The following is a 26,187-nucleotide window of genomic DNA, read 5'->3' as shown; positions in this document are numbered from 1 at the left end:
CTAACCCTTCGTCGGTATCCAGGGGTTGAAAAGCTTCACGCCGGTGCCTTCAAAATCCTTGGTGTTGCGGGTCACGACTGTCAAGTTTTTGACGAGCGCGGTAGCGGCTATGAGGGCGTCGCGCTCCGGCTTTGGATCGGGAACGTGGAGGTTTGCGCAACGCACGACAACAGCCTTGTCTATGCTCAATATCCGGTCGTCAAACTGTGGAATGAGTGTCTGATCCAACCACTCACGGTACATGGTGGCCTGGCGAGTATCCTTCCTCGACAAGAGCAATGTTCCGATTTCGAGTTCCAGGATCGAAATGACCGACATGAAAAAGCTGGCGATGTCGTGGGTCTCTGACCAGGCCAAAACGTTGCGATCGGCCTTGTCCCGACGACGCAGATTCGAAACGACATTGGTGTCAAGAATGAACATCAGTCGAGTTCGGGAATCTTGAAAAACGGTCCTTCCAGGCGAGGTGGTTCCCAGTCGAAATCTGCTTCGGGGCGATCATCGGCAATCGCGTCCGCGAGGCTTCTCGGCTTCTTCTCTAAACGCTGATATTCCTCCATCGACATCAGCACATGGGAGGGCTTGCCGCGGTCGGTAATGATGACCGGCCCGTTCTTGGCTGCCCGTTTGGCATGCGCCGTGTCCTGGTTGAATTCACGGCTCGACATGATGGTTATCGTCTTCGTCGAGATATTCATATCAACACCTCCATCCGGAAGATGTAGACATATTGCTACATTCGGCCAAGCTCGTCAAATTTCTCTTCGTGCGGAACGCCCGCGACAATCTGCCCTTGTGGCCTCAGCCCGCTGGACAAAAACGGGCTTCACGCATAAACCGAAATCCAAATGCCGGAGGAATTCGCTAGCTTGTTCGCCATGCGCTGTCGGGCCGGCGCGATGGAGCGGGGACAAAGCTCGGCCGCCGGCTCGGAAGAGGCGAAAGGATCAGGCACCCGTGAGCGCAACCGACACCCAGGATCCCAACCGTCGTGATTTTCTCTACGTCGCCACCGGCATGGCCGCAGTGGTTGGCGCAGGCGCCGTTGCCTGGCCCTTCATCGACCAGATGCGCCCTGATGCCTCGACGCTGGCGCTGGCCTCGGTCGAGGTTGATGTCGCCTCGCTGACGCCTGGCATGTCGCTGATCGTCAAATGGCGCGGCAAGCCGGTCGTGGTGCGCAATCGCACCGAGCAGGAGATGAAGGACGGCGAAGCCGTGAACCTTGCCGATCTCAAGGATCCTATTGCCCGCAACGCCAATCTGCCCGCCGATGCGCCGGCGACCGATGCCAACCGCACCACGCCCGGCAAGGAAGCCTGGATGGTGATGGTGCAAGTCTGCACGCATCTGGGGTGCATTCCGCTTGGCCAGGAAGGCGATTTCGGCGGCTGGTTCTGCCCGTGCCACGGTTCGGTGTACGATACCGCCGGCCGCATCCGCAAAGGCCCGGCGCCGGAAAACATGGCCGTGCCGGTATTCAAGTTCATTTCCGATACCAAAATCCTTATCGGTTGAGGCAGGGGATAATTCGATGAGCGAGGGACACTCGACCTATACGCCCAAGACCGGTATCGAACGCTGGTTCGACGCCCGCATGCCGCTGCCGCGCATGATCTATGACAGCTTCATCGCTTATCCGGTGCCGCGCAACCTCAACTATGCGTGGACCTTCGGCGGCATCCTCACGATCATGCTGGTGGCGCAGATCCTGACCGGTATCGTGCTCGCCATGCACTATACCGCCGACACCAATCTCGCCTTCAATTCGGTCGAGAAGATCATGCGCGACGTCAATTCCGGTTGGCTGTTGCGCTACATGCATTCCAACGGCGCCTCGTTCTTCTTCGTCGCCGTCTACATCCACATCTTCCGCGGGCTTTATTACGGCTCCTACAAGGCGCCGCGCGAGCTGCTGTGGATCCTCGGCTGCATCATCTATCTGCTGATGATGGCGACCGGCTTCATGGGCTATGTGCTGCCCTGGGGTCAGATGAGCTTCTGGGGCGCCACCGTCATTACCGGCTTCTTCAGCGCCATTCCGCTGGTCGGAAACTGGATCCAGGAACTGCTGCTCGGCGGTTTCGCCGTCGACAACCCGACGCTCAACCGCTTCTTTGCGCTGCACTATTTGCTGCCGTTCATGATCGCCGGCGTCGTCGTGCTGCACGTCTGGGCGCTGCATGTGGTCGGCCAGTCGAACCCGACCGGCATCGAGGTGAAATCGAAAACCGACACCGTTGCCTTTACGCCCTATGCGACCATCAAGGATGCATTCGGCATGATCGTGTTCCTGTTCTTCTTCGCCTATTTCGTCTTCTACCTGCCGAACTTTCTCGGCCATCCGGACAATTACACGATCGCCAACCCGCTGAAGACGCCGGCCCACATCGTGCCGGAATGGTACTTCCTGCCGTTCTACGCGATCCTGCGCGCGATCACCTTCAACATCGGGCCGATCAACTCCAAGCTCGGTGGCGTGCTGTGCATGTTCGGCGCCATCGTCATGCTGTTCCTGGTGCCGTGGCTCGACACCTCCAAGGTGCGCTCGGCGGTCTACCGGCCCTGGTACAAGCTTTTCTTCTGGCTGTTCGTCGCCGACGCTGTCCTGCTTGGCTGGCTTGGCTCGCAGCCGGCGGAAGGTGGCGGTCTGTTGACCCTCCTGATAGGTGAGGTCTCGGGCAACTACGTTGGCTACGCTCAAGCGGCGACACTGTTCTACTTCGCCTTCTTCCTCGTCATCCTGCCGGTGCTTGGCCTGATCGAGACGCCACGCAGACTGCCGAATTCGATCACCGAGGCGGTGCTGGAGAAGAACAAGGGTGCCGGAGGGGGACATCCGGCCGGTGCGACCGCGGCGCCGGAAACCAAAGGCTGAGTGAGAATCTAAGGGGATTTGGCATGAAAAAGATTCTCACCTCGCTCGCCCTGCTAGGCGTGTTTGCCGCTGGCATCGGAGCCGTCGGCAGTGTGGCGATCGCCGCTGAAGAGGCGCACAACGCGGCGGCACCGACGCATTTCCCGATCCACGAGCCGAAGGAGATGGACTGGACTTTTGCCGGTCCGTTCGGCACCTACGACAAGGCGCAGCTGCAGCGTGGCTTGAAGGTCTACAAGGAAGTCTGCTCGGCCTGCCACTCGATGAATTTGGTGGCGTTCCGCACGCTAGAGGACCTCGGCTATTCGGAAGCGCAGATCAAGTCGCTGTCGGCTGAGTACACCATCCATGATGGACCCAACGATGCCGGCGACATGTTCGACCGCCCGGGCAAGCCGTCCGACCATTTCCCGGCGCCGTTCGCCAATGAGGAGGCGGCTGCCGCTTCCAACGGCGGCGCTGCCCCACCGGATATGTCGCTGCTGGCCAAGGCGCGCGGCGTCGAGCGCGGCTTCCCGCGCTTCGTCTTCGACGTCTTCACGCAATATGCGCAGGGCGGCCCGGACTACATCCATTCGCTGCTGACCGGCTACGACGAGACGCCACCTGCCGGCATGGTGATCCCCGAAGGCACCCACTACAATCCATACTTCATGTCCGGCGTGTCGCTGAAGATGCCCAAGCCGCTCTCCGACGGCCAGGTCACCTACGATGACGGTTCGCCGCAGACGATCGACCAGTATTCGCGCGACGTCTCGGCGTTCCTGATGTGGGCGGCCGAGCCGCATATGGAAGACCGCAAGAAGACCGGCTTCCGCGTTCTGGTGTTTCTGCTTCTGTTCGGCGCGCTGATGTATCTGACCAAGCGCAAGGTGTGGGAAGGCGTGGCGCACTAAGCCGCATCTTATTCCTCGGAAATGGAAAGGGCGTCTTCGGACGCCCTTTTTGCTTGCCAAACCGGACATGGTTCGCATCTTGGCGCAGCAGCCGTCCAGTAAGAAGTCCGTTGGCACGCCGCCATGCGATTGGTATTGCACGCGCGCCCGGCGGATCGCCGGCTAAAGGGGCATTTGGGATCGATGATGCGGCTACGCGACTGTCACAACTTTTCCGATTTCCGGCGCATGGCCCAGCAGCGGTTGCCGGGGCCAATCTTCAACTACATCGATGGCGCGGCCGACGACGAGGTCACCTACCGCCGCAACACCGAGAGCTTCGAGCGCTGCGACCTCGTTCCCAACGTGCTGCGCGGGGTAAGCGAGATCGACATGTCGGTGACGGTGATGGGCCAGAAGCTGGCCATGCCCGTCTATTGCTCGCCGACCGCCTTGCAGCGGCTGTTCCATCATCAAGGCGAGCGCGCGGTGGCCAAGGCTTCGGCCAAATTCGGCACGATGTTTGGCGTGTCCTCGCTCGGCACCGTCAGTCTTGAGGAAGCGCGCAAGATCAGCAGCAGCCCGCAGGTCTACCAGTTCTATTTCCACCGGGATCGCGGCCTCAACCGGGCGATGATGCAGCGGGCGAAAGCGGTTGGAGTCGAAGTGATGATGCTGACCGTCGACAGCATCACCGGAGGCAACCGCGAGCGCGACAAGCGCACCGGCTTTGCCATCCCCTTCAAGCTCAACCTTGCCGGCATGCTGCAGTTCGCGCTGAAGCCGGGCTGGGCGATCAACTATTTCACCCATGAGGGATTCAAGCTGCCGCAGCTCGACGAGCATGTCGACATGGGCGGCGGCACGATGTCGATCAGCCGCTACTTCACCGAGATGCTCGATCCGTCGATGACCTGGGACGATGTTGCCGAGATGGTCAGACTGTGGGGAGGTCCGTTCTGCCTCAAGGGCGTCATGTCGGTGGAGGATGCCAAGCGCGCCGTCGAGATCGGCTGCAGCGGCATTGTGCTGTCCAACCACGGCGGCCGGCAGCTGGACGGCTCGCGGGCGGCGTTCGACCAGCTGGCCGAGATCGTAGATGCCGTCGGCGACAGAATAGACATCATCATGGATGGCGGCGTGCAGCGCGGCACCCATGTGCTGAAGGCGCTGTCGCTCGGCGCCAAGGCTGTTGGCGTCGGCCGCTATTATCTGTTCCCCCTGGCGGCGGCCGGACAGCCGGGCGTCGAGCGGGCGCTGGAGCAGATGCGGATCGAGATCGAGCGCGGCATGAAGCTGATGGGCTGCAGTTCGATCGAACAATTGTCGCGCAACAACCTCCGTTTCAGGTAATCTCGACCCATGAAATCCTCGCTCGAAGACACGCTGCTCGCCGCGATCCGCACCATTCCGGACTACCCCAAGCCCGGCATCCTGTTTCGCGACATCACCACTTTGCTCGGCAATGCGCGCGCCTTTCGCCGCGCCATCGACGAGCTGGTGCATCCCTATGCCGGGCAGAAGATCGACAAGATCGCCGGCATCGAGGCACGCGGCTTCATCCTCGGCGGTGCGGTCGCGCACCAGCTTTCGGCCGGCTTCGTGCCGATCCGCAAGAAGGGCAAGCTGCCTTACGAGACGGTACGCGTCGCCTACAGCCTGGAATACGGGCTGGACGAGATGGAGATGCACAAGGACGGCGTTGCGCCGGGCGAGAAGGTGATCCTGGTTGACGACCTGATCGCGACCGGCGGCACGGCGGAGGCGGCGGTCAAGCTGCTGAGGCAGATCGGCGCCGATATTCTTGCCGCGTGCTTCGTCATCGACCTGCCGGATCTCGGCGGACGGGCGAAGCTCGAAGCGCTGGGCGTGCCGGTGCGGACGTTGATCGGGTTTGAGGGGCATTAGAGAGTAGGGAGAAGGGAGTAGGGAGTAGGGAGTAGGGAGTAGGGAGTAGGGAGTAGGGAGTAGGGAGTAGGGAGTAGGGAGTAGGGAGTAGGGAGTAGGGAGGGAAGCTCCGCATTCCGTGCAAGGCGCAGCACCCACTGCTGCCTAATCCCTACTGCCTAAACCCTAGCCCTACCCAGCCTTCACCAGCACCGCGCTGTCGAACTCCAGCACCTTGTCGCCTGCCGAATCGGAACCTTCCGAGCGCAGCGCCAGCAGGCGCCAGCCGGGGCGGGTGGCAAGCGGGCGGTGGGACAGGGCCGTGCGCATGAAGGTGACGGTTTCTCCGGCATAGACCGGCTTTGGCCATTTCAGGTTCCTGAAGCCGGGGGAGGGGCCGAATTCTGGTACCGGGCCGGGTCCGGTCCATTGAGAAGCGTCCATAGGATTTTTGAGATTGAGCTTCATCCACGTGGCCGCGGTGTGCCAGCCTGAGGCGCAGAGGCGGCCGAACACGCTTTTCTTCGCCGCCTCCTCGTCGACATGAAAGACCTGTGGATCGTATTTGCAGGCGAACGCCTTGATCGCCTCGGCTTCGAATGTGTGCGAACCGAGGTTGATGGTATCGCCGATGCGGAAGAACGCGTCGAGGCTCATGCGCCGGCCTCGCGGGTCAAGAACATGACAGTGTTCTCAAGTTCGAAGACGCTTTCACCGCGCTGGTTGAACAGTTCGCTGCGCAAGGTGACGAGGCCGAGCTGAGGCCTGGATTTCGACAGGCGCCTGGCGAGCACGCTGGTGCTGCCGGCCAGCGTGTCGCCGGCCAGCACCGGCTTCTTCCATTTGACCTGGTCGATGCCGGGCGCGCCTTGCGCGGTCGAGTCGAGCAGGAAGGCGTCGCACAGCATGCGCATGAAGATCGCGCAGGTGTGCCAGCCGGAGGCGGCCAAGCCGCCAAGGATGCTGGCCTTGCCGGCGGCTTCGTCGAGATGCATCGGCTGCGGGTCGAATTCGGTGGCGAATTCGATGATTTCGGCCGCACTCACCTGCTTGGCGCCGAGGTCGATCGATGCGCCCTCGGTGAAATCCTCGTAGGCCCAGCTTTTTGCGGTCATGATCCCAATCCGGTTGTCGATCACCGGGCATCCGGATGCCGTCCGGGCGGCGTTTGGTCAAGCGAATTCTATTGGGCCTACAACCAGCCGCGGCGGCGGAAATACCAGAACGGCAGGATCGCCGACAGGATCATCAGGCCGATGGCGAAGGGATAGCCGAGCTCCCATTTCAGCTCCGGGATGATGTCGAAATTCATGCCGTAGATCGAGGCCACCAGCGTCGGCGGCAGGAAGATGACGGCGGCGACCGAGAAGATCTTGATGATGGCGTTCTGCTCGATCGAGATCATGCCCAGCGTGGCGTCGAGAAGGAACGAGATCTTCTGCGACAGGAAGGTGGCGTGGTCGGCGAGCGACAGCACGTCGCGCGACACGGTCTTGATGCGGGCGCGGATGTCCTTGCTCATCTTGATCTGGGTCGCGACATGGGCGAGGAAGCCAGTGAGGCGCTGCAACGAGATCAGGCTGTCGCGGATCGAGGAGGCGATGTCCTCCTTGCGGCCGATGGCCTTGAGCAGTTCCTGGAAATCGCGGTTGCGCTTGTTCACCTTGGTCGAGCGCGCTTCGAAGATATCGCGCGAGATCGTCTCGATGTCGCGGCCGGCGCGTTCGAGAATGTCGGCCAGCCGGTCGACGATCGCCTCCAGCAGGCCGATCAGGATGGTGTTGCCGGTGGTGCAGCCGGTCGCCACCTTCTCGGCGCGCAGCGGAAAGGTCTTGAACGCCTTCGGCTCATGATAGCGGATGGTGACCAGTCTCGGGCCGGCAAGCACAAAGGTAACCGGCGACATCAAGGGATCATCGATTTCGGTCTGCGCCGGCAGGGTGGCGGTCATGAAATAGGCGCCGTCCTCGATGTAGAGGCGGCTCGAAATCTCGATCTCCTCCATCTCCTCGCGCGTCGGGATGGCAACGCCGAGCCAGGTCTCGATCGTCGTTTCTTCTTCCTTGGTCGGGTTGAGAAGGTCGGCCCAGACGACGTGATCGCCATTGGCCACGAGATCGTCGGCGAGGCGCAGGCGATCATTGTCGACGACGAAGGCCTTGATCATCGCCGAATCTCCGTTGGTTGAGCCCAAGAGGTTTCGTTTGATAGCGATGGGTCTTGCACGCTCCGCCGCTCCCACGGGGACGGCCAAGTCGCATGCAAACGGCCATAGACCCGGTGCCAAGGGCAGTCAAGCGACGCGGCATGCCGGCTCTCCACTTGACGAAGCCGTGATCGGCCGCGGTCAGCGCGCCAGCCGCGGCGCCTCAGGTATTGAACTTGAACAGCAGGACATCGCCGTCCTGGACGACATATTCCTTGCCTTCGTCGCGCGCCTTGCCGGCTTCCTTGGCCGCCACTTCGCCGCCTAGCGTGATGTAGTCGTTGTAGGCGATGGTCTGCGCGCGGATGAAGCCGCGCTCGAAATCGGTGTGGATGACGCCGGCCGCCTGCGGGGCCTTGTCGCCCTTGTGGATCGTCCAGGCGCGCGTCTCCTTCGGCCCGGCGGTGAAATAGGTGATGAGATGCAACAGATCGTAGCCGGCGCGGATGACCTTGTTGAGGCCAGGTTCGTCGAGGCCGAGCGAGGACAGGAACTCCATCTCTTCGTCGTCGGAGAGCTGGGCGACTTCGGCCTCGATCGCGGCTGAGATCACCACGGTGCCGGCGCCTTGGGCGGTCGCCATCTTCTCCACCGCCTTGGTGTGCTCATTGCCGGTAGCGGCGTCGGCTTCGGCGACGTTGCAGACATAGAGTACGGGGTGTGAGGTCAAGAGGTTCAGTCCCTGCAGGATGCGCAGGTCTTCCGCTGAAATGCCCTTGAGCAGGATGCGGGTCGGCTTGCCGGCTTGCAGCAGCTCGAGTGCTGCCTCCATCATCGGCAGCACGGTGGTTGCTTCCTTGTCCTTGCTGCCGGCGCGCTTGCGGATCTGCACGATGCGGCGCTCGAGGCTGTCGAGGTCGGCGAGCATCAGCTCGGTCTCGACTGTATCGGCGTCGGCGACAGGGTCGATCTTGCCCTCGACATGGGTGATGTCGTCATCCTCGAAGCAGCGCAGCACATGCACGATGGCGTCGACCTCACGGATGTTGGCGAGGAACTGGTTGCCCAGCCCTTCGCCCTTGGAGGCGCCGCGCACCAGGCCGGCGATGTCGACGAAGGAGATGCGGGTCGGGATGATCTCCTTAGACTTGGCGATTGCGGCGATCTTCTGCAGCCGCGGATCAGGCACCGCCACCTCGCCGGTGTTCGGTTCGATGGTGCAGAACGGATAGTTGGCGGCCTGCGCCGCCGCCGTCCTGGTCAACGCGTTGAAAAGCGTCGACTTGCCGACGTTGGGCAAGCCAACGATGCCGCATTTGAAACCCATGTGTCCGGTCCTATCGGGAAACTAGAAATTTGATGAGGGCTATGGGCGATAGGAGTGAGCAACGTCAAGCCCCGCGGTCCCGATCCTATCGACGCTCAGTCCTTCTTGCCGAACAGTTTCTTCAGCATGGCGGCCATAGGGCCGCTTTCCGGCAGCTTGGCCGGCGCCTGCTGTGGCCGTGCCTGGCGGATGTGGCTTTGAGCTTTCGGGCCCTCAGCCTTCGGCGCCTTTGGCGGCGGCCGGTCGTCGTCGCCGGTTGGCGTTAGTTTGTCGCGCAAGGCCAGCGTCACCCGGTTCATGAAAGAACTGTCGTCGCCCTTGGCCAGCAGCCCGGCATCGTCGGCGATGGTGTCGAGCAGCACGTCCAGCCATTCGCGGTCGGCCTTGGCGAAATCGCCGAGCACATGGGACTGCACCATTTCCCGGACGCCGGGATGGCCGACGCCGATGCGCACGCGGCGAAAGTTCTTGCCGAGATGCTGGTCGAGCGAACGGATGCCGTTGTGTCCGCCGGCGCCACCGCCGACCTTGACCCGCAATTTGCCGGCCGGCAGGTCGATCTCGTCGTAAAAGACGGTCAGCGCCTCGGGGCCGAGCTTGTAGAAGCGCAGGGCTTCGCCGACCGGCTGTCCCGACAGGTTCATGAAGGTCTGCGGCTTGATCAGAAGAATCTTTTCGCCGGCAATCGTGCCTTCGGCGATCAGGCCCTGGAACTTCTTCGACCAGGGCGAAAACGAATGGCGGCGGGCAATTGCGTCCGCCGCCATGAAGCCGACATTGTGCCGGTTATCAGCGTATTTCGCGCCCGGATTGCCGAGGCCTGCAAAGACAAGCATCGTGAACTCCGGGCCCGAAAATTACTTCTCTTCGGCAGCAGGAGCCGCCGCTTCGGGGGCTGCCGCTTCCGCCGTCTCTTCCGTCTCCGGCTTCATCGCCGAGGAGCCGGCAATGGTCGCGATGGTGAAATCGCGATCGGAGATCACCGGCTTGACGCCGGCCGGCAAGGTAACCGCCGAGATGTGGATCGAATCGCCAATGTCGGCGCCGGTGAGATCGACGGTGATGAATTCCGGGATCGCATTGGCCGGGCAGTGGAACTCGACTTCGTGACGCACGATGTTGAGCACGCCGCCGCGCTTGATGCCGGGCGACTTGTCTTCATTGATGAAGTGGACAGGCACGTCGACGTTGACCTCGGTGTCCTTGCCGATGCGCAGGAAGTCGACATGGACCGGGAAATCCTTGACCGGGTCGAGCTGGAAATCCTTGGGCAGAACCTGGATTTTCTTGCCGTCGACATCGATCGTGGCGATCGTGGTCAAAAACCCGCCGCCATGGATCTTGTAGAAGACGTCCTTGTAGTTCAGCGCAATCGCCAGGGGAGGCTGTCTGTCGCCGTAGATAACTGCAGGCACTTTACCGTTGCGGCGAACTGCACGGGCGGACCCCTTACCGACCTGTTCGCGCGCTTCGGCCTTGAGCTCGTAAGTATCGTGGCTCATGGCATTTCCTTTCGCGTTTTATGGAGCGTTTGCGGTGGCAGTGTGCCTGGACCGTAAACGTCGAAAGCCGCCAGGCCTGGATGTCCGAATGCCAGAAACCGCATACGCGGAGCTTTGTTCGGGATCACAAGGGAAGGCAGCCTTCCGCCGCGTTGCCTCCAAGGGTGTCTACGCGGGTGGCGGCTCTATAGCGGAAGGCGGGAAAGGGTGCAAGCCATGGCGGGCAAGGGCGGCCGATGCGTGCGTTGGGCGCGCCGCATTGCGCTCAGGCCGGCAGGTCGGTGGGCGGATTTGATCCGTTTCCCTTGGCGCCACCGAGCGTGGACAGAGCGCTCAGCAGTTTCGTCCGGTCCTTGCCGATCATGAGCACGCCGCTGTCGGGCGCCAGCAGCGCCGAGAACGGAAGCATGGCAGCGCCGATCGAGGAGGCCTCAGGGCCGAATTGCCCCGACACGATCTCCGGCGCCACGATGCCGATTGCGCTGGCCTGGTTGAACTGGGTCTGCACCCTTGCCAGCAGTTCGAGATGGATCGGCCTGGGCAGGATCGAGTCGAGAACGATGGCCTCGATGTCGATGATGGAGGTGATGGCGATGATCGCCTCGACCAGCGCGCTCGCACAATCGTCGATCCATTCGAACAGCGGCACGCGCGCTTCGGGTGGCAACGGATCGAGTTCCCGCACACGATTGATCACCACGCCGCGCGACCTCAGGTGATTGACCAGCACATAGATCGAGGCGCGATGCAGCAGGCTCTGGTAGCGCGCAGGCTTCGCCGCCACCGAATCGAGGCTTGAGGGCGAGACCGGCAAGGGTCCGAGGGCAGCGCTGTTGCCATGCGGCCCGGTATGGACCCTGCCGCCTTGCACCAGGCCGCCGCCGACAAAAGTGTCGATCGAGATGTGCATGAAATCGCGAAAGCGGGCGCCGGCGCCCTGGACAAGTTCGGCCAGCGCCGCCGACGTGGCGTCGTTTTCCACGAACACCGGCGTCTTCGCCGGAGTGGCAAAGCATGTCGTCAGGTCGATCGCCTCCCAGCGGCTGCCGAGATCGTCGGGAAAGCCGAGTTCCTCGCTCCAGCCGCCGAGGAAATAGGGTGAGGCAATGCCGACGCCGACGATGCTGGCATCGCCAAGCCCATCCACCAGCTTTTCGAAGGTGGCCAGCGCCATGTTGCCGGCCTTCAGCACCAAATCAGGATCGGGGAAGCGGTATTCGTGCGACTCTCTTGCGCGGATTTCACCGGCGAAGTCGACCAGAACGGCTTCAAGCGCACGCCGGCCGATCTTGATGCCGACGCTGTAGATGCGCTCCGGCGTCAGCCGGTAAAGCGTGGAGGGCGATCCGCGTTGCCCGAACCTTTTCCCCACTTGCTTTACGAAACCGGAGGATTCCAAGCCGTCGACGATGGCAGCGACCGCCGCCGGCGTCAGGCTTGCCGCGCGCGCCAGATCGGACTTGGACGCTTCCTTGAGGCGGCGGATGGCGTCGAGCACGAAACGCTCATTATAGTGCCGAACTTTGACAGAATTGCTACCTTTCCCCGACAAAACCCGCACTCCCCAAATGTCCCGCTCCCGGCGCGAAGCCCGCAAACCACCTGCGGCCGAGCGCACCCTACGGTGCCTATGTTGGCGGCGACAGTGCGCGTCGGAACCATGGAAGTCAATTTTTGCCGTTGCGCCTTTGCGCTATTTAATATAGCAAATTGAAAAAATAACTAGACCGGGAGGAGACGTGCTGCACTCGGGCACACAAAGCGAAGCCGACGCTGCGGTGGTGCGGGCTGTTCCCGTTGCGCTGGTTCAGGCGGCGAAGGCTTTCGGCGGCACGATTGCGCTCAAGGACGCCTCCTTCGAATTGCGCTCCGGCGAGGTGCTGGCGCTGCTTGGCGAAAACGGCGCCGGCAAGAGCACCTGCGTGAAGCTTCTGGCCGGTGTGCATTCTCCCACCAGCGGTCATGTCGAGGTTGACGGCAAATCAGCCGTCTTCCATTCGCCGCATGACGCGCAAGCGGCCGGCATTGCGGTCATGCACCAGCATCCTGGCCTGTTTCCCGATCTGTCGGTGGCGGAGAACATCTATCTCGGCCACATGCCGCGCGACCGCTTCGGCGGCATCGACAATGCCGCCATGCTGGCCGGCGCCCGCAAGGTGCTGGCCACCGTCGGGCTCGACGTGCCGGCGGCAACGCGGCTGGGAACACTGCGTACCTCTGAACAACAACTGGTCGAGATCGCCCGCGCGCTGTCGCTGGATGCCCGCGTGCTGATCATGGACGAGCCCACGGCCGCATTGTCGCAACGCGAGGTCGAGCGGCTGTTTTCCGTCGTTGCCGATCTCAGGCTGCACGGCGTGGCGATGATGTTCGTCGGCCACCGCATGGATGAAATCTTCCGCATCGCCGACCGCATCGCGGTGCTGCGTGACGGGCGCCTGATCGGCGTCAAGCCGAAAGCCGAGCTTGGCCGCGCTGCCGCCATCAGCATGATGGTCGGCCGCGAAGTCACCGACCTCTATCCCGAACGGCGCCATGCCTCAGACGCGCTGGTGCTGGAGGGGAAGGGACTTTCGCGCGCCGGCGGCTTTACCGGCATCGACCTCAAGCTTCACGCAGGTGAGGTGCTCGGCCTTGGCGGTCTGGTCGGCAGCGGACGCACCGAGATTGCACGCGTGCTGTTTGGCATCGACCGGCCCGACACCGGCGAAATCCTGATCGACGGCAAGCCCGTGCGTTTCGCCTCGGCGCGCGACGCCATGGACGCGCGCATCGCCTATGTCTCGGAAGACCGCATGGGCCAGAGCCTGGTGATGGACTTTTCCATCCTCGACAATGCGGTGCTGCCGGTCCTCGACAAGGCCGCGCCTCGCGGTCTCTACGGCACCGACCGCGCCATCGGTCTGGTGGCGGACTGGCTGAAGCGCATGAAGCTGCGCTTTTCCGGCTATGGGCAGCCGGTGAAAGAGTTATCCGGCGGCAACCAGCAGAAGGTGGTGCTGGCCAAATGGCTGCGCACCGAGCCGCGCTTGCTCATCCTCGACGAGCCGACGCAAGGCATCGATGTCGGTACCAAGGCGGAAGTGCATGCAATGATCGCTGACCTTGCCGCGCAAGGCATGGCGATCCTGCTGATCTCGTCAGAGATGCCCGAGCTGATCGGCATGTGCGACCGCATTATCGTGCTGCGCGAAGGCCGCCAGACTGCCGAGTTTTCGCGCGGGCAAGCCACGCAGGAAAAGGTACTGGAAGCGGCGACCAGGACCGATGAACGTGCCGGCCAGGCAGCGCAGATAGAACGCGCCGCCGAGGAGGAAAAGGCAAAAGGACCGTTCGATTTTCTGAAGCGGCGGGAATTCGGCCTGCTTGCGGCGATGCTCGCCGTCGCCATTCCGGTCACCATCATCAACCCGCGCATGGTGAGCGCGGCGAACCTCACCGCTGTGTCGATGGACGCGGCCTTGCTGATTGTCGCCGCACTGGCGCAGATGCTGGTGCTGATCACCCGCAACATCGACCTGTCGATCGCAGCTGTGATCGGCCTCTCCGCCTATATGGCGGCCAGCATGGTTCAGGCCTATCCCGGATTGGACATCGGCATCGGCCTGATCACCGCCTGCGCGGTCGGCGGCTTTGCCGGACTGCTCAACGGCCTAGTCGTTACCAGGGGAAAGATCCCGGCCATCGTCGTTACGCTGGCTTCGATGTCGATCTTCCGCGGTTTCAACTCGATCTGGGCGGCGGGCGACCAGGTCAGCGCCGACGAAGTCACGCAAGCCTGGCTCGACATGACCGGGCTGAAGATCGCAGGCGTGCCGCTGATCGTCATCATCGCTATTGTCATCCTGTGCGCCGGCTATGTGCTGCTCTATCGCACCGCAACCGGGCGCGAGCTGTTTGCCACCGGCTCCAATCCCGACGGCGCACGGCTGATCGGCATCCCGGTCGACCGGCGCATCCTGCTGGCCTTCGGCATGGCCGGCCTGCTCGGCGGTCTGTGCGGGGCGCTGTGGGCATCGCGCTATGCCACCATCGATGCCCGCGTCGCGCTCGGCTTCGAACTCACGGTGATCGCCTCTGCAGTGGTCGGCGGCGTCGCCATCCGCGGCGGCTCGGGCACGCTGCTCGGCATCATCCTTGGCGCGCTCACTCTCTTGGTCATCAAGAACGGGCTGACGCTGGTGCGTGTCGACCCGCTCTGGCTGCAGGGCGTCTATGGCCTGGTGATCCTGGTTGCCATCGGCATCGACACCTTCATCGTGCGGCGTGCCGAACAGGCAAGACAGGCGAGGGCGAGATGAGAAAGTTTATCCGCTCGATCGACTTCTGGGATCTGCTGCTGGCGACCGCCTGCCTCGCCGTCTTTATCTATGCGGCGGTCTTCGTGCCGAATTTCGTTTCCGGCTTTAACCTTTCTCAGCTGGGGGCGAGCGCCTCGGAAAAGGCGTTGCTGATCCTGCCGATGACGCTGCTCATCATCACCCGCGAGATCGACCTGTCGATCGCCTCGGTGCTGGCGTTGACATCCGTGATTTTTGGCCTGCTTGTCCAGGCCGGCGTGCCGACGCTGGCCGCCATTCCGCTGACGCTCGTCTTCGGCGGCCTGCTCGGCGCCTTCAACGGCTATCTGGTGTCGGGCCTCGGGTTGCAGTCGCTGGTGGTGACGCTCGGCACCATGGCGCTGTATCGGGGCATTGGCTACATCCTGCTCGGCACCGGTTCGGTCAACATATTGCCGCCGGCGGTTGTCGATTTCGGCATCAGCAATCTGCCGGGCACACAAATCCCGTGGACCATCGTGCCGTTCCTGCTGCTGGCGCCGATCTTCGCGGTGGTGCTGCAGAAGACGCCGACCGGCAAGCGCATCTATGCGCTTGGCGGCAGCCCCGAAGTGGCGCGCTATTCCGGCATTGACACGCGCCAAATGGTGCTGAAGCTTTTCGTCGTTTCGGGCCTCGTCGCGGCCATCGCCGGCATCGTCTACACCGCGCGCCTCTCCAACGCCCGCGCCAACAATGCGCTCGGCATGGAGCTCGATGTCATCACCATCGTGCTGCTCGGCGGCGTCAGCGTCTTCGGTGGTAAGGGGCGGCTCACGGGGGTCATGCTGGCGCTGCTGTTGATCGCCATCATCCGAAATGTGCTGGCGCTCAACCAGATCGGCGGCGACGCTCAAGGCATGATCATCGGCCTGCTTCTGATCGGCTCGCTGCTGGTCGGCAATTACTGGCGCTCCCTGGAGGAGCGGCTGTCAAGATCGCGCGTCCTGCGCGAAACCAAGGGGTGATCTCGGGCCCCTTTCTTCAAGCCCGAATTCTGACGGAGGAGACACAATGAAAGCGTTTAGAATAGCCCTGCTCACATCCGCGGTTCTGCTTGCGCCGGCCTCGCTGGCATACAGCCAAGAATGCGCCAAGGAACCTGTAACGGTCGGCTTCCTGCCCAAGCTCGACACCGATCCCTACTTCAAGGTGGCTTTCGGCGGCGCCGAGGAGGCTGCGAAGGAAATTGGCGGCACCGCCACCCAGGTCGCCCCGTCGCAGGCGACGGCCGAGGCACAGATCGAATTCATCAACAGCCTTGTGTCGCAGAAGGTCGGGGTCATCGCTATCGCCGGCAACGACGCCAATGCGGTTGCGCCTGCGCTGAAGCGCGCCGTTCAGCAAGGCGTCCGGGTGATATCGTACGATTCCGACGTCGCGGCCGATGCGCGCGCGGTGTTCGTGAACCAGGTGAAGGGCGACAGTCTGGCCGAAATGATGCTGGAAAGCGCATTCAACCTCAGCGGCGGCGAAGGCGAGTTCGCCATCCTGTCGTCGACGCCGACGGCGACCAACCAGAACGCCTGGATCGACTTCATGAAGGCGAAGATGGCGGCAGAGCCGAAATACGCCAAGATGAAACTGGTGCAGGTCGCCTATGGCGAGGAGAGCGAGCAGGTCAACCAGCAGCAGGCCTTGGCGCTGGTGCAGGCGTTTCCGGATCTCAAGGTGATCATCGTGCCGGCAGGCATTGGCCTTCCGGCGGCCGCGCGCGCACTCGAGGAAGCCGGCATGATCGGCAAGGTCAAGCTGACCGGCCTTGCGCCGGCCACTTTGATTTCGAAATACATCAAGGATGGCTCTGCCCAGGATATCTGGTGGAATGTCACCGATCTCGGCTACCTGACCTATCAGGCGGCCCAGGCGCTGGCGCAGTGCAAGATCACCGGCAAGGAAGGTGAGAAGTTCACGGCGGGCAGGCTCGGCGAATACACGATCGGGGCCAGCGGCGAACTGATCCTTGGCCCGGCCAAGATCGTGACGCCGGAAAACCTGGCCGAGTTTAAGTTCTAAGCCTCCCAAGGCCCGGCGGGCGCCGGTTCAAGCCGGCGCCCGCTCGTTCAATTGTCAGTCGAAAAGCGTGAGGGCGACGATGAAACTCTTGCTGGCAGGCGAGACCTTCGCGGCGACGACCTCGGTCGCCGCCGGCGGCGATGTGCTGACGAGTGCGACGTGGGTAAACGGCGCGACGGCCTTCAATGCCGCACTTGCCGCAGAGGGCATAGCGGTGACGCAGATCGGTGGCGATCGCTGCGCGGCCGAATTTCCGTATGACCTCGACGCGCTGGCCGAATACCAGGCGGTGGTGATCTCCGATGTCGGCGCGCTGACCTTGCTGGTCACGCCGGAGGCCCGCGCCGGGCGCATCGGCGTCAACCGCCTCGACGTCCTCAAGGCCTATGTCGAAAGCGGCGGCGGGCTGATGCTGGCCGGCGGCTATATGGGGTTCCAAGGCATGTTCGGCACGGCGCGTTTCCACGACACCCCGGTCGAGGACGTGCTGCCCGTGCGCTGCCTGCCATTCTCGGACGGGCTGGAAGTGCCGCAAGGCCTGCAGCCGTCGATCCTTCAGGCGTCGCATCCGATCCTTGCCGGTGTCGCGGGTCCGTTGCCGCCGATCCTCGGCATGAACAAACTCGATTTCAGGCGCGACGGCTCGTCCCAGCTTCTGGCGACCTGCCATTATCGTGGCACGGACTGGCCGCTGCTGGCGGTTCGTGAGCATGGCCGTGGCCGCACCGTCGCGTGGGCGACAGACATCGGCCCGCACTGGCTGTCGCAGGATTTTTTGGGATGGCCGCTCTACGGCATATTGATGGCCAACATCATGCGCTGGCTGGCCGGCAAGGATTAAGCCTGGCGTGTTTGTAGGGCAGCTAGTCCGGCTTGCTGCTCAACGCTTCGCGCAGCGCCTGGATCCGCCGATTCAAGGCATCGAGATCAGCCATCGTCATGCCCGAGCGTTCGATCAGGGTTTCGTTGAGGCAGTTGCACTGGACGAGCAGCGCGCGGCCGGCAGGCGTCAGGTCGACCTGCACTTGGCGCTCGTCCGTCTGGCTGCGCTGGCGGGTGACGAGACCGGCCTGTTCCATGCGCTTCACCAGCGGCGTGATGGTGCTCGATTCCAAAGCGAGCCTGTGCGCAATCGAGCCGACCGACATCCCGCCGGCTTCGGCAAGTGCGTTCAGCACGAGATATTGCGGATAGGTGATGCCCATCTCGTCCAGCATGGGCTTGTAGGTGCGATTGATTGCCATGCTGGTGGCGTAAAGCGTGAAGCAGAGCTGGTTGTCCAACGGGAGAGGCACGAGGCATTCCTTTGCCGACTGAGCACATCAATATGTACCACGAAAAATGATATCGCGATACATATTTTCTGTAGACAAGGATTTGGACCTGCGCTAGTCGTATGGTTATCGCGATATTGATTATCGCGGAAGCAATCAATGGAGAGCGAGATGACCAAGCCCGGCAGCAGCACGATCACCACCAAGGACGGCACCGAAATTTTCTACAAGGATTGGGGAACGGGACAACCCATCGTCTTCCATCACGGCTGGCCGCTGAGCAGCGACGACTGGGACGCCCAGATGCTGTTCTTCCTGTCCAAGGGCTATCGCGTCATTGCCCATGACCGGCGCGGCCATGGCCGCTCCACCCAGACCGATACCGGCAACGAGATGGACACCTACGCCGCTGATGTCGCGGAGCTTGCGGCGCATCTCGACCTCAAGGACGCGATCCATGTCGGCCATTCCACCGGTGGCGGCGAAGTGGCCCGCTATGTCGCGAAGTACGGTTCCGGTGGCCGTGTCGCCAAGGCCGCACTGCTCGGCGCGGTGCCGCCGGTCATGCTGAAGACGGCGGCCAATCCGGGTGGCCTGCCGATCGAGGTGTTCGATGGTTTCCGCTCCGCCCAGGCAGCCAACCGCGCCCAGTTTTTCCACGATATTGCGGCCGGCCCGTTCTACGGCTTCAACCGCCCCGGCTCCCAGGTATCGCAGGCTGTCGTCGAGAATTGGTGGCGCCAGGGCATGATGGGCGGCACCAAGGCGCATTATGATTGCATCAAGGCGTTCTCGGAAACCGACTTCACCGACGATCTGAAGGCCATCGACGTGCCGGTGCTGGTCATGCATGGCGACGACGACCAGATCGTTCCGATCACCGACTCCGCGCTGCTGGCTGTCAAGCTCCTCAAGAAGGGCGAGCTCAAGGTCTACAAGGGTTTTCCGCACGGCATGGCGACCACCCACGCCGATGTGATCAACGCCGACCTGCTGGCGTTCTTCAAGGCGTAGAATCGTTCAGTTGAATAGACATCGTCCAGTTGGATAGGCAAGGCACCCGCCGCCGGGCGGGTGCATTTGCTTTCGTCGAAATGTCAGCGGGACAGTGCCTATTTATCGAGAAAACCAGTGATCAGTTTGACGGTGTCGTCGGGGTTTTCCTCCATGATCCAGTGTCCGGAAGCGGGCACGATGCCGCCCGTGACATCGGTCGCAACAAGCCGCAGGAGATCGGCCTGCGTAGTGCCAGCGGATTTTTCACCGCCGACAGCCAGTACCGGCATGGTCAGTTTGCCGCCGGCGGCAAGCATCGCCTGGTTGTCGATCGCGTCCTGGTCAAACGCCTTGAACTGCTCGAAGGCGTCATGCATCGCATGCGGGCGGGCATAGAGTTTGGCGTAGTGCCTGCGCGTCGCCTCGTCGATCTTCTTGGGGTCAGCCGACAACTCGTTGTAGAAGCGGTCGAGATAGATGCGCTCGCGCCCCGCGACCAGCCGCTCCATATCAGGGCCGCGGAAGTTGAAGTGCCAAAGCAGCGGGCTTTGCTTGATCTTTTCCCAGTCGCCTATGCCGGGCAGCGGCGCGTCGATGATAACCCATTTGGTGATGCGCTTGGGATACTGAGCGGCGAGCGCATAGCCGACCATGTTGCCGATGTCGTGGGTGACGAGATCTGCCTTGTCGATCTTCAGGGCATCCAACACGCCGGCGATGTCGACGGCCTGGTTCTTCTTGGCGTAGCCCGCTTCCGGGTGGGCCGACAGACCCATGCCGCGCAGGTCCGGCACGATGACGGTGTGGTCCTTTGCGAGGGCGATGGCCGCGGCGCCCCACATGTCTCCGGTATCGGCAAAGCCGTGCAGCAGCACGACGGCGGGACCCTTGCCGCCAACGCGCACATAGAGTTTGGTGCCGTTGGTTTCGACGGACTGCGTCTTGAAACCCGGCGGAAAGGGAACGATGCGTGCCGTCGCCGGCAAGGTAACAAGAAGCACACCCAATACGGCCAATACGATCTTGCGCATGTCATCCCCCAGAGACGTCGAAGGCCCCAAGCCTTCGTTGATGACTATCTCTAGCAGGCTTTTCAACCAGCGCATGGTGAAAGAATCACAGAGGGCGCAGCAATGCCGCGCCCTGCGTCAAATCCGCAAAATCGACCGGTTTTTATCTGGCCGCCGCTTGCGCCTTCCTGGCTTCCTTCATGTTGGGCAGGAACACCGTCAGCAGGCCGAGCAGCGGCAGATACGAGCAGATCTGGAAGACGAAATCGATGCCCTTCATGTCGGCGACGACGCCGAGCACGGCGGCTGCAATGCCGCCCATGCCGAAGGCGAAGCCGAAGAAGATCCCGGCGATGGTGCCGACACGTCCCGGCACCAACTCCTGCGCAAACACGACGATGTTGGAGAAGGCCGAGGACAGGATCAGGCCGATCAGCACCGTCAGCACCATCGTCCATTCGAAATTGGCGTAGGGCAGCGCCAGCGTGAACGGCAGCACGCCGACGATCGAGAACCAGATCATCGCCTTCTGGCCGTAGCGGTCGCCGAACGGTCCGCCGAGCAGGATGCCCAGCGCCGAGGCGCCGAGGAACAGGAACAGCATGACCTGGCTCATCTGCACCGACACGCCGAACTTATGGATGGAATAAAAGGTGTAGTAGCTGGAGAGCGAGGCGATGTAGGCGTTCTTGGTCAGCACCAGCAGCGTCAGCACCGCCAGCGCTCCCATCACCTTCTTGCGCGGGAAGGGGGAGACGAAGCTTGCCGCCTTGCGATTGCCCTGCGCGGCGCGCATCCGGCTGTACCAGCCGCCGACCCGCGACAAAACGATGATGCCGGTCAGAGACCCGACGGCGAACCATGAAATGCTGGTCTGGCCGAAGGGCACAACGATGAAGGCAGCGAGCAGCGGCCCCATCGACTGGCCGAAATTGCCGCCGACCTGGAACAAAGATTGCGCCAGGCCAAAGCGGCCGCCGGAGGCAAAGCGGGCAATGCGCGAGGATTCCGGATGGAAGATCGCCGAGCCGATTCCGATCAGCGAGGCGCCGACCAGAAGCAGCGCATAGTGGCCGGCATAGGCCAGAACGATCAGGCCAATCAGCGAGGACGCCATGCCGTAGGGCAGCGAATAGGGCATTGGCCGCTTGTCGGTGATCATGCCGATGACCGGCTGCAGCAGCGACGCCGTGACCTGGAAGGTGAAGGTCAGAAGACCGATCTGCCAGAAATCGAGACCGTAATTCTCTTTCAGCAGCGGATAGATCGCCGGCAGCAGCGATTGCATGATGTCGTTGATGCCGTGGCAAAAGCTCACCGCCAGGATGACGGTGAAGGCGGTCGCCTGGGCTGAAGGGAGGCTGGCGCTTGGCTGCGGTGCAATGCTGGTGGCTGTCGTATCGGTCAAGGCAGGCTCCGAGGTCTTTTTGGCGGGTGTTTGCCCGCGGGCAGGCTTGGCGGCCGCTCCCGCGGACCGCCTTAAGGACGCTCGTCTGAAGCGCTTGGGCGACGCCCCTGCGGAGCGCCTTGGGGATGGCTGCCTTATAAGCCGCTTGCGAGGCGACTTCTTTCGTGGTTTGGTCCAATAGTTTCGCAAGTGGGCCATAGCCGATGCCACATGGCAGGGACATCTTCCGCGCCGGCAATGCCGATCTCGGCCGATTGCACGAAAGCCGCTGGCAGTGGCTGGAGGAGGTTTCCGGGCCGGCGGTGGCTTTGCCGACCGAATATCCCGACGGTTACCTCGTGCCGCAACACCGCCACAGCCGCAGCCAGCTGCTGCATGCGCTGGTCGGTGTCGTGCTGGTGACGACCAGGTACGGGCGCTGGATGGTGCCGCCCGACCACGCAATGTGGATACCGGCCGGCACCGAGCATTCTGTCGAAATGCTGGGCGATGTCTCGATGCGCTCGGTCTATGTCATGCCGGGCGCTATCCCCGGCCTGCCGGAAGGTTTGCGCGTCGTCGGCATCACCGAGCTGATGCACAGCCTGATCGTCGAATCGGAAAAGCTGCCGCAAGGCGGCGAACTGGAAGGCCGCGGCGGGCTGATCATGAACCTGTTGCTGCACGAGATCCCGACCTTGCCGGAACGGCCGCTCGGGCTGCCGTTCCCGTCCGACCCGAAGCTGGCGGCGCTCTGCCGACGCTTTGTCGCGGCACCTTCGCCGCACGCCACGATCGACGAGTGGGCGGATGCCGCAGGCATGAGCCGCCGTTCGTTCACCCGCGCCTTCCAGCGCCAGACCGGACTGTCCTTGTCGACTTGGCGCCAGCAGGCCTGCCTGTTTGCGGCCCTGCCCAGGCTCGCCGATGGCGAGCCGATCACCAGGGTGGCGCTCGACCTCGGTTATGACAGCGTGCCGGCATTCATAACCATGTTCAAGCGCATGCTCGGCGCCTCGCCGCGCGGCTATATGCGCGGCGCCCGCGACGAAGGCATGCGGCGGGCTCAGCCTCGACTTGAGGCCCCGGCGCCGTAGCGCCAGGAAAAGCCCGCAGTACTTTGCCGTAGGCCCTAGTCCAGCTGAACGCCGCTGGCCTTGACGATCGGTTCCCATTTGGCGAGTTCGGCCTTCACATGCACTCCAAGCTCTTCCGGGGTGGAGGCCACGATCGAGGCGCTGAACTGGGCCATGCGGGCGATCACATCAGGGTCTTTCAGGGCTTCAACTGCCGCCTTCTGAAGAACGGCGACGACCTCCGGCGGCGTGCCTGCGGGCGCGAACAGAGCGTTCCAGCTGTAGGTTTCATAGCCGGGAATGGTTTCGGCAATGGCCGGTATGTCGGGGAAGGAGGGAACGCGCTCCTTGGTGGTGACGCCAAGCGCTCTCAGCGTCCCGCTCTTGATATGGCCCGATGAAGAGGGGAGGTTGTCGAACATCATCGGCACCTGATTGCCGATAACGTCGTTCAAGGCCGGTCCGGCGCCCTTGTAGGGAATGTGCTGCATACTGACGCCGGCCATCGTCTTGAAAAGCTCGCCGGAGAGATGCAGCGGGGTGCCATTGCCTGATGAGGCGTAGGCATATTTGTCCGGGTCCTTCTTCAGCATCTCGATCAGTTCCTTGACGTCCTTGGCGGGGAATTCAGGGTTTACGACCAGGACGTTTGGCACCAGCACGAGCAACGATATCGGCGCAAAATCCTTCTCCGCGTCGTAGGGCTTTGTCTTCAGGATCAGCGGGTTGAGCGCGTGGGTTGCGACCGTGCCCATCAGGATCGTGTAGCCGTCCGGTTCGGCTCGGGCGACCTGGGCAGCGCCGATGCTGCCCCCGGCGCCGCCGACATTTTCGACGACAATCTGCTGGCCCAGCTTTTCGGACATCTTGTTGGCGACCAGGCGCGCGACCAGATCCGTCGAGCCACCGGCGGAAAAGGGGACAACCATGGTGATGGTCCGGTCCGGAAAATCGGCGGCCCAGGCCGCCGGTGCTGAAAGGGTGGCTGCGATGGAAACCGCGAGCCCGAGCAAAGTCCTACGCCGCATCTGCTACTCCTCCGTTGATTGGAGGGGCAGTATGGCCATGGTGAACTCCTCGCACAATGCAACCATGGACTGACTGCCCGCCTCAGGAGATCGGGCTTGACACCGATGCTTCGGTTGGCGTGCGCGAGAACGCCTCACCCCTCAGTTCAATCAGCCTTGGTCCAGCTGAAAACAAGCCATTTGTATCGTGACGTCTCTTCAGGCTCGGCCGTGTAGGTCATCTGCATGTCGCCGCCCTCGGCGTAGATGTCGAGCCTGGGCGCCGTGTCCAGTTCGAGCCACAGGGAATCGTTCTTGAACGACCATGTCCCGCACCAGACGCAAGGCCCCGATGCCGGGTCACCCGGTTGGTGAAAATTGTAGCGGCCGTCCGCCGTGATCTCCAGATAGTCGAAGGCGCCATAAAAGGCGGTCACAGTCTGCTGAAATTCGGTCGCAGACGCTTCCTGGTCGGGCTTCGCCGGCTCTTTCAGATCACGCGGTGGCCGGATTGCGGACCCTGCGATGCTCCATTTGCCGATGAAATCCTTTTCGGTGGGAAGATATTCCGTTTGCGCCTGCGCGGTCGAAACCGGAGCGATTGTCGGCGCATAGGCCGCGCTGGCGATGCCGATTGCGAGAAGCATTCCTGCGATGCCTGCAGCCTTGATTCGATTGCGCATCAGCTGGCTCCTTTCACGACGGTTTGGGGCAGATTCCAAAAAGGAGATTACCCCCGAGCCAGGCCCGTGGGCACGCTTTTGGGCAACATGGATTAATCGAACAGGCTCGACACGGACTCTTCGGTCGCCGTGCGCGAAATCGCCTCGCCCATCAGGTCGGCGATGGAGATGACGCGGATATTCGGGGCGTCGAGCACGCCTTGCGTCGGCTGGATGGAATCGGTGATCACCAGTTCCTGCAGCTTCGAGCCGCTGATCCGGGCGACCGCACCGCCCGACAGCACGCCGTGGGTGATATAGGCGGTGACGCTGGTAGCGCCGTTGGCGAGCAGCGCATCGGCGGCGTTGCACAGCGTGCCGCCGGAATCGACGATGTCGTCGATCAGCAGGCAATCCTTGCCGGCGACCGCGCCGATGATGTTCATCACTTCGGATTCACCGGGACGTTCGCGGCGCTTGTCGACGATGGCCAGTTGTGCGTCGAAGCGTTTGGCGAGCGCGCGGGCGCGCACCACGCCGCCAATATCGGGCGAGACGACGACGACATTGGCAAGCTGTTTGTATTTTGCCTTCACGTCGCGGGCCATCACCGGCACCGAGAACAGATTGTCGGTCGGAATGTCGAAAAAACCCTGGATCTGGCCGGCATGGAGGTCGAGCGTCAAGACGCGGTCGACGCCAGCGCGGGTGATCATGTTGGCGACCAGCTTGGCCGAGATCGGTGTGCGGCCCGAGGCCCGGCGATCCTGCCTGGCGTAACCGAAATAGGGGATGACCGCGGTGATGCGCTTGGCCGAGGAGCGCATGAAGGCATCGATCATGATGAGCAGTTCCATCAGATGATCGTTGGTCGGGAACGAGGTCGACTGCAGGATGAAGACATCCTCGCCGCGCACGTTTTCCTGGATTTCGACGAAGATTTCCTGATCGGCGAAGCGTCTGACGCTGGCCTTGCCCAGCGGGACATTGAGATAGCGGGCGACCGCTTCGGCCAGCACCCGGTTGGAATTGCCCGCGAAAAGCTTCATGCACCGTTCCTGGCGAAGGATGGGGAGGTCCTCTTAATCGGGCTTGTAGCGAGCCGTGCCGGTATTGCAAGCCTCGTTGACGGGAATCCGCCGGCTAATCTCAAAAACGTCAACAGTGAACGGAAGCCGGTAACAGGCGGATCAGCCGGCGCTGCCGCCGAGCCAGGCCGCGAACTGGTCGATCGTCTGGTCGGCGATCGCCTGCATGGTAGCGGGTGCAACCGCGGGCCAGCCTTCGGCGGCATTGACCGAGGGCGCCTTCTGCTGGCCATTGATGCGGTGTAGCCGGTTGCCAGCGGGGTCATAGACGTCCCAGACATAGATAACGGTGGTATCCTTGCCTTCCGTCATGGTCGAGAAGTAGCCCTTCAGCACATGGGTGGCGGCCTGGTCGGCGCTGCCGGCAAGGGTGATGCCGCGCTGCTTGGCGCGTGTCTGCAGTTCGGCCGTCAGCGGCGTTGCCGCTTCCACGGAGGCGCCGACGATCGGCGCGATCTGCAGCCGGGTCTTCGACAAAGCGGCGGCGCTCTGCGCGGGGTTGGCGGGTGTCGTGGCGCCGACGGCCGGCGCTGGTGTGGCGGCGGGCGCGATGCCCGGGGCAGTGAAGGGCTGAGCCGGTTGGGCCGAGGCTGCCGGCGGCGTGATGGCGGACGGCTCAAGGACGTCCTTGGCATTGGTGCAAGCGGCCAGCACAAGCGCTGCGAGCAATGACACGGTCGTCACATGCGATCGTCTCATCTGCCCGAAAACTCCTTAGTCGCGAACGCCCCCGCGTG

General features: G+C 62.7%; 27 protein-coding genes. 11 read left to right on the top strand and 16 right to left on the bottom strand.

Annotation, left to right across the window (positions count from 1 at the left end; genetic code table 11):
• Both X728_RS154385 and X728_RS154390 read right to left on the bottom strand, forming a co-directional pair.
• Entirely contained in the window at positions 1 to 423 is a 423-nt protein-coding gene (locus X728_RS154385; protein WP_023691588.1) for a type II toxin-antitoxin system VapC family toxin, read from the bottom strand.
• On the bottom strand, positions 423 to 698 hold the full coding sequence (locus X728_RS154390; protein ID WP_023701566.1) for a type II toxin-antitoxin system Phd/YefM family antitoxin: 276 nt from the start codon (positions 696 to 698) through the stop codon (positions 423 to 425). Before X728_RS154390 ends, X728_RS154385 begins: the two co-directional genes overlap by 1 nt.
• Positions 699 to 957: 259 nt before the next feature.
• Here X728_RS154390 and petA point away from each other — a divergent pair, with 259 nt between their 5' ends.
• The 5 genes from petA (at position 958) to X728_RS154415 (ending at position 5,661) form a co-directional block, all read left to right on the top strand.
• Positions 958 to 1,518, top strand: coding sequence for a ubiquinol-cytochrome c reductase iron-sulfur subunit (gene petA, locus X728_RS154395; RefSeq protein WP_023670027.1), 561 nt, complete (start codon positions 958 to 960; stop codon positions 1,516 to 1,518).
• A 16-nt stretch (positions 1,519 to 1,534) separates the two neighbouring features.
• On the top strand, positions 1,535 to 2,878 hold the full coding sequence (locus X728_RS154400) for a cytochrome b N-terminal domain-containing protein (RefSeq protein ID WP_023683697.1): 1,344 nt from the start codon (positions 1,535 to 1,537) through the stop codon (positions 2,876 to 2,878).
• 23 nt (positions 2,879 to 2,901) lie between these two features.
• On the top strand, positions 2,902 to 3,774 hold the full coding sequence (locus X728_RS154405) for a cytochrome c1 (protein ID WP_023831426.1): 873 nt from the start codon (positions 2,902 to 2,904) through the stop codon (positions 3,772 to 3,774).
• 186 nt (positions 3,775 to 3,960) lie between these two features.
• Positions 3,961 to 5,106 (top strand): alpha-hydroxy acid oxidase, encoded by a 1,146-nt coding sequence (locus tag X728_RS154410; protein ID WP_023686136.1) that lies wholly within the window; start codon positions 3,961 to 3,963, stop codon positions 5,104 to 5,106.
• Positions 5,107 to 5,115: 9 nt separating this feature from the next.
• Positions 5,116 to 5,661, top strand: coding sequence for an adenine phosphoribosyltransferase (locus tag X728_RS154415; RefSeq protein WP_013529989.1), 546 nt, complete (start codon positions 5,116 to 5,118; stop codon positions 5,659 to 5,661).
• Between the two features lie 171 nt (positions 5,662 to 5,832).
• On the opposite strand, the gene X728_RS154420 is transcribed toward X728_RS154415, so the two are convergent.
• The 7 genes from X728_RS154420 to X728_RS154450 all read right to left on the bottom strand — a co-directional run bounded on the left by X728_RS154420 (position 5,833) and on the right by X728_RS154450 (position 12,113).
• Positions 5,833 to 6,297 carry a MaoC family dehydratase gene (locus X728_RS154420; protein WP_023733357.1) on the bottom strand — a complete coding sequence of 155 codons (465 nt, stop codon included), beginning with the start codon at positions 6,295 to 6,297 and terminating at the stop codon, positions 5,833 to 5,835.
• Complete coding sequence (locus tag X728_RS154425; protein ID WP_023670033.1) at positions 6,294 to 6,755, bottom strand: MaoC family dehydratase; 462 nt, start codon at positions 6,753 to 6,755, stop codon at positions 6,294 to 6,296. Before X728_RS154425 ends, X728_RS154420 begins: the two co-directional genes overlap by 4 nt.
• A 77-nt stretch (positions 6,756 to 6,832) precedes the next feature.
• Positions 6,833 to 7,807: a magnesium/cobalt transporter CorA gene (gene corA, locus X728_RS154430; RefSeq protein ID WP_023806004.1), complete on the bottom strand. Its 975-nt coding sequence runs from the start codon at positions 7,805 to 7,807 to the stop codon at positions 6,833 to 6,835.
• Between the two features lie 202 nt (positions 7,808 to 8,009).
• Complete coding sequence (gene ychF / locus X728_RS154435; RefSeq protein WP_023806003.1) at positions 8,010 to 9,113, bottom strand: redox-regulated ATPase YchF; 1,104 nt, start codon at positions 9,111 to 9,113, stop codon at positions 8,010 to 8,012.
• 95 nt (positions 9,114 to 9,208) lie between these two features.
• The gene (gene pth, locus X728_RS154440; RefSeq protein WP_023724958.1) at positions 9,209 to 9,949 is read right to left on the bottom strand and encodes an aminoacyl-tRNA hydrolase; all 741 of its coding nucleotides are present in this window, start codon (positions 9,947 to 9,949) and stop codon (positions 9,209 to 9,211) included.
• Between the two features lie 21 nt (positions 9,950 to 9,970).
• The gene (locus X728_RS154445; RefSeq protein WP_023686131.1) at positions 9,971 to 10,615 is read right to left on the bottom strand and encodes a 50S ribosomal protein L25/general stress protein Ctc; all 645 of its coding nucleotides are present in this window, start codon (positions 10,613 to 10,615) and stop codon (positions 9,971 to 9,973) included.
• A gap of 265 nt (positions 10,616 to 10,880) precedes the next feature.
• Positions 10,881 to 12,113, bottom strand: a complete 1,233-nt coding sequence (locus tag X728_RS154450; protein ID WP_245266130.1) for an ROK family transcriptional regulator — start codon at positions 12,111 to 12,113, stop codon at positions 10,881 to 10,883.
• A 241-nt stretch (positions 12,114 to 12,354) separates the two neighbouring features.
• On the opposite strand from X728_RS154450, the gene X728_RS1000000168750 reads away from it, so the two are divergent.
• From X728_RS1000000168750 to X728_RS154465, 4 genes are all read left to right on the top strand, one after another.
• Positions 12,355 to 14,916: an ATP-binding cassette domain-containing protein gene (locus X728_RS1000000168750; protein ID WP_023831425.1), complete on the top strand. Its 2,562-nt coding sequence runs from the start codon at positions 12,355 to 12,357 to the stop codon at positions 14,914 to 14,916.
• On the top strand, positions 14,913 to 15,902 hold the full coding sequence (locus tag X728_RS154455) for an ABC transporter permease (RefSeq protein ID WP_023831424.1): 990 nt from the start codon (positions 14,913 to 14,915) through the stop codon (positions 15,900 to 15,902). Before X728_RS1000000168750 ends, X728_RS154455 begins: the two co-directional genes overlap by 4 nt.
• Positions 15,903 to 15,948: 46 nt before the next feature.
• Positions 15,949 to 16,950, top strand: a complete 1,002-nt coding sequence (locus X728_RS154460) for a rhamnose ABC transporter substrate-binding protein (RefSeq protein WP_023831423.1) — start codon at positions 15,949 to 15,951, stop codon at positions 16,948 to 16,950.
• A gap of 79 nt (positions 16,951 to 17,029) precedes the next feature.
• Positions 17,030 to 17,791, top strand: a complete 762-nt coding sequence (locus tag X728_RS154465; protein ID WP_023831422.1) for a glutamine amidotransferase — start codon at positions 17,030 to 17,032, stop codon at positions 17,789 to 17,791.
• A gap of 22 nt (positions 17,792 to 17,813) precedes the next feature.
• Here the strand turns inward: X728_RS154465 and X728_RS154470 are convergent, their stop codons facing one another.
• Positions 17,814 to 18,245 (bottom strand): MarR family transcriptional regulator, encoded by a 432-nt coding sequence (locus tag X728_RS154470; RefSeq protein ID WP_023670043.1) that lies wholly within the window; start codon positions 18,243 to 18,245, stop codon positions 17,814 to 17,816.
• 150 nt (positions 18,246 to 18,395) lie between these two features.
• Here X728_RS154470 and X728_RS154475 point away from each other — a divergent pair, with 150 nt between their 5' ends.
• On the top strand, positions 18,396 to 19,238 hold the full coding sequence (locus X728_RS154475) for an alpha/beta hydrolase (protein WP_155923963.1): 843 nt from the start codon (positions 18,396 to 18,398) through the stop codon (positions 19,236 to 19,238).
• A gap of 98 nt (positions 19,239 to 19,336) precedes the next feature.
• Here X728_RS154475 and X728_RS154480 read toward each other — a convergent pair whose 3' ends face one another.
• Complete coding sequence (locus X728_RS154480) at positions 19,337 to 20,251, bottom strand: alpha/beta hydrolase (RefSeq protein ID WP_023817450.1); 915 nt, start codon at positions 20,249 to 20,251, stop codon at positions 19,337 to 19,339.
• Between the two features lie 142 nt (positions 20,252 to 20,393).
• Positions 20,394 to 21,638, bottom strand: a complete 1,245-nt coding sequence (locus X728_RS154485; RefSeq protein ID WP_023744301.1) for an MFS transporter — start codon at positions 21,636 to 21,638, stop codon at positions 20,394 to 20,396.
• A 203-nt stretch (positions 21,639 to 21,841) separates the two neighbouring features.
• On the opposite strand from X728_RS154485, the gene X728_RS154490 reads away from it, so the two are divergent.
• Positions 21,842 to 22,714 (top strand): helix-turn-helix transcriptional regulator, encoded by an 873-nt coding sequence (locus X728_RS154490; protein WP_023733350.1) that lies wholly within the window; start codon positions 21,842 to 21,844, stop codon positions 22,712 to 22,714.
• A gap of 35 nt (positions 22,715 to 22,749) precedes the next feature.
• Here the strand turns inward: X728_RS154490 and X728_RS154495 are convergent, their stop codons facing one another.
• The 4 genes from X728_RS154495 to X728_RS154510 form a co-directional block, all read right to left on the bottom strand.
• Positions 22,750 to 23,721 (bottom strand): tripartite tricarboxylate transporter substrate binding protein, encoded by a 972-nt coding sequence (locus X728_RS154495; protein WP_023683714.1) that lies wholly within the window; start codon positions 23,719 to 23,721, stop codon positions 22,750 to 22,752.
• 146 nt (positions 23,722 to 23,867) lie between these two features.
• Positions 23,868 to 24,383, bottom strand: a complete 516-nt coding sequence (locus tag X728_RS154500) for a hypothetical protein (RefSeq protein ID WP_023686120.1) — start codon at positions 24,381 to 24,383, stop codon at positions 23,868 to 23,870.
• Positions 24,384 to 24,475: 92 nt separating this feature from the next.
• Positions 24,476 to 25,411, bottom strand: a complete 936-nt coding sequence (locus tag X728_RS154505; protein ID WP_023686119.1) for a ribose-phosphate pyrophosphokinase — start codon at positions 25,409 to 25,411, stop codon at positions 24,476 to 24,478.
• 141 nt (positions 25,412 to 25,552) lie between these two features.
• Positions 25,553 to 26,149, bottom strand: coding sequence for a hypothetical protein (locus X728_RS154510; protein ID WP_023831420.1), 597 nt, complete (start codon positions 26,147 to 26,149; stop codon positions 25,553 to 25,555).
• Positions 26,150 to 26,187 lie beyond the last annotated feature (38 nt).

Origin of the sequence: Mesorhizobium sp. L103C119B0 (genome assembly GCF_000502235.1) — a bacterium.
Taxonomy (GTDB): Bacteria; Pseudomonadota; Alphaproteobacteria; order Rhizobiales; family Rhizobiaceae; genus Mesorhizobium.
The sequence above is the reverse complement of the archived record's forward strand: the minus strand, read 5'-3'. Positions and strand labels throughout refer to the sequence as shown.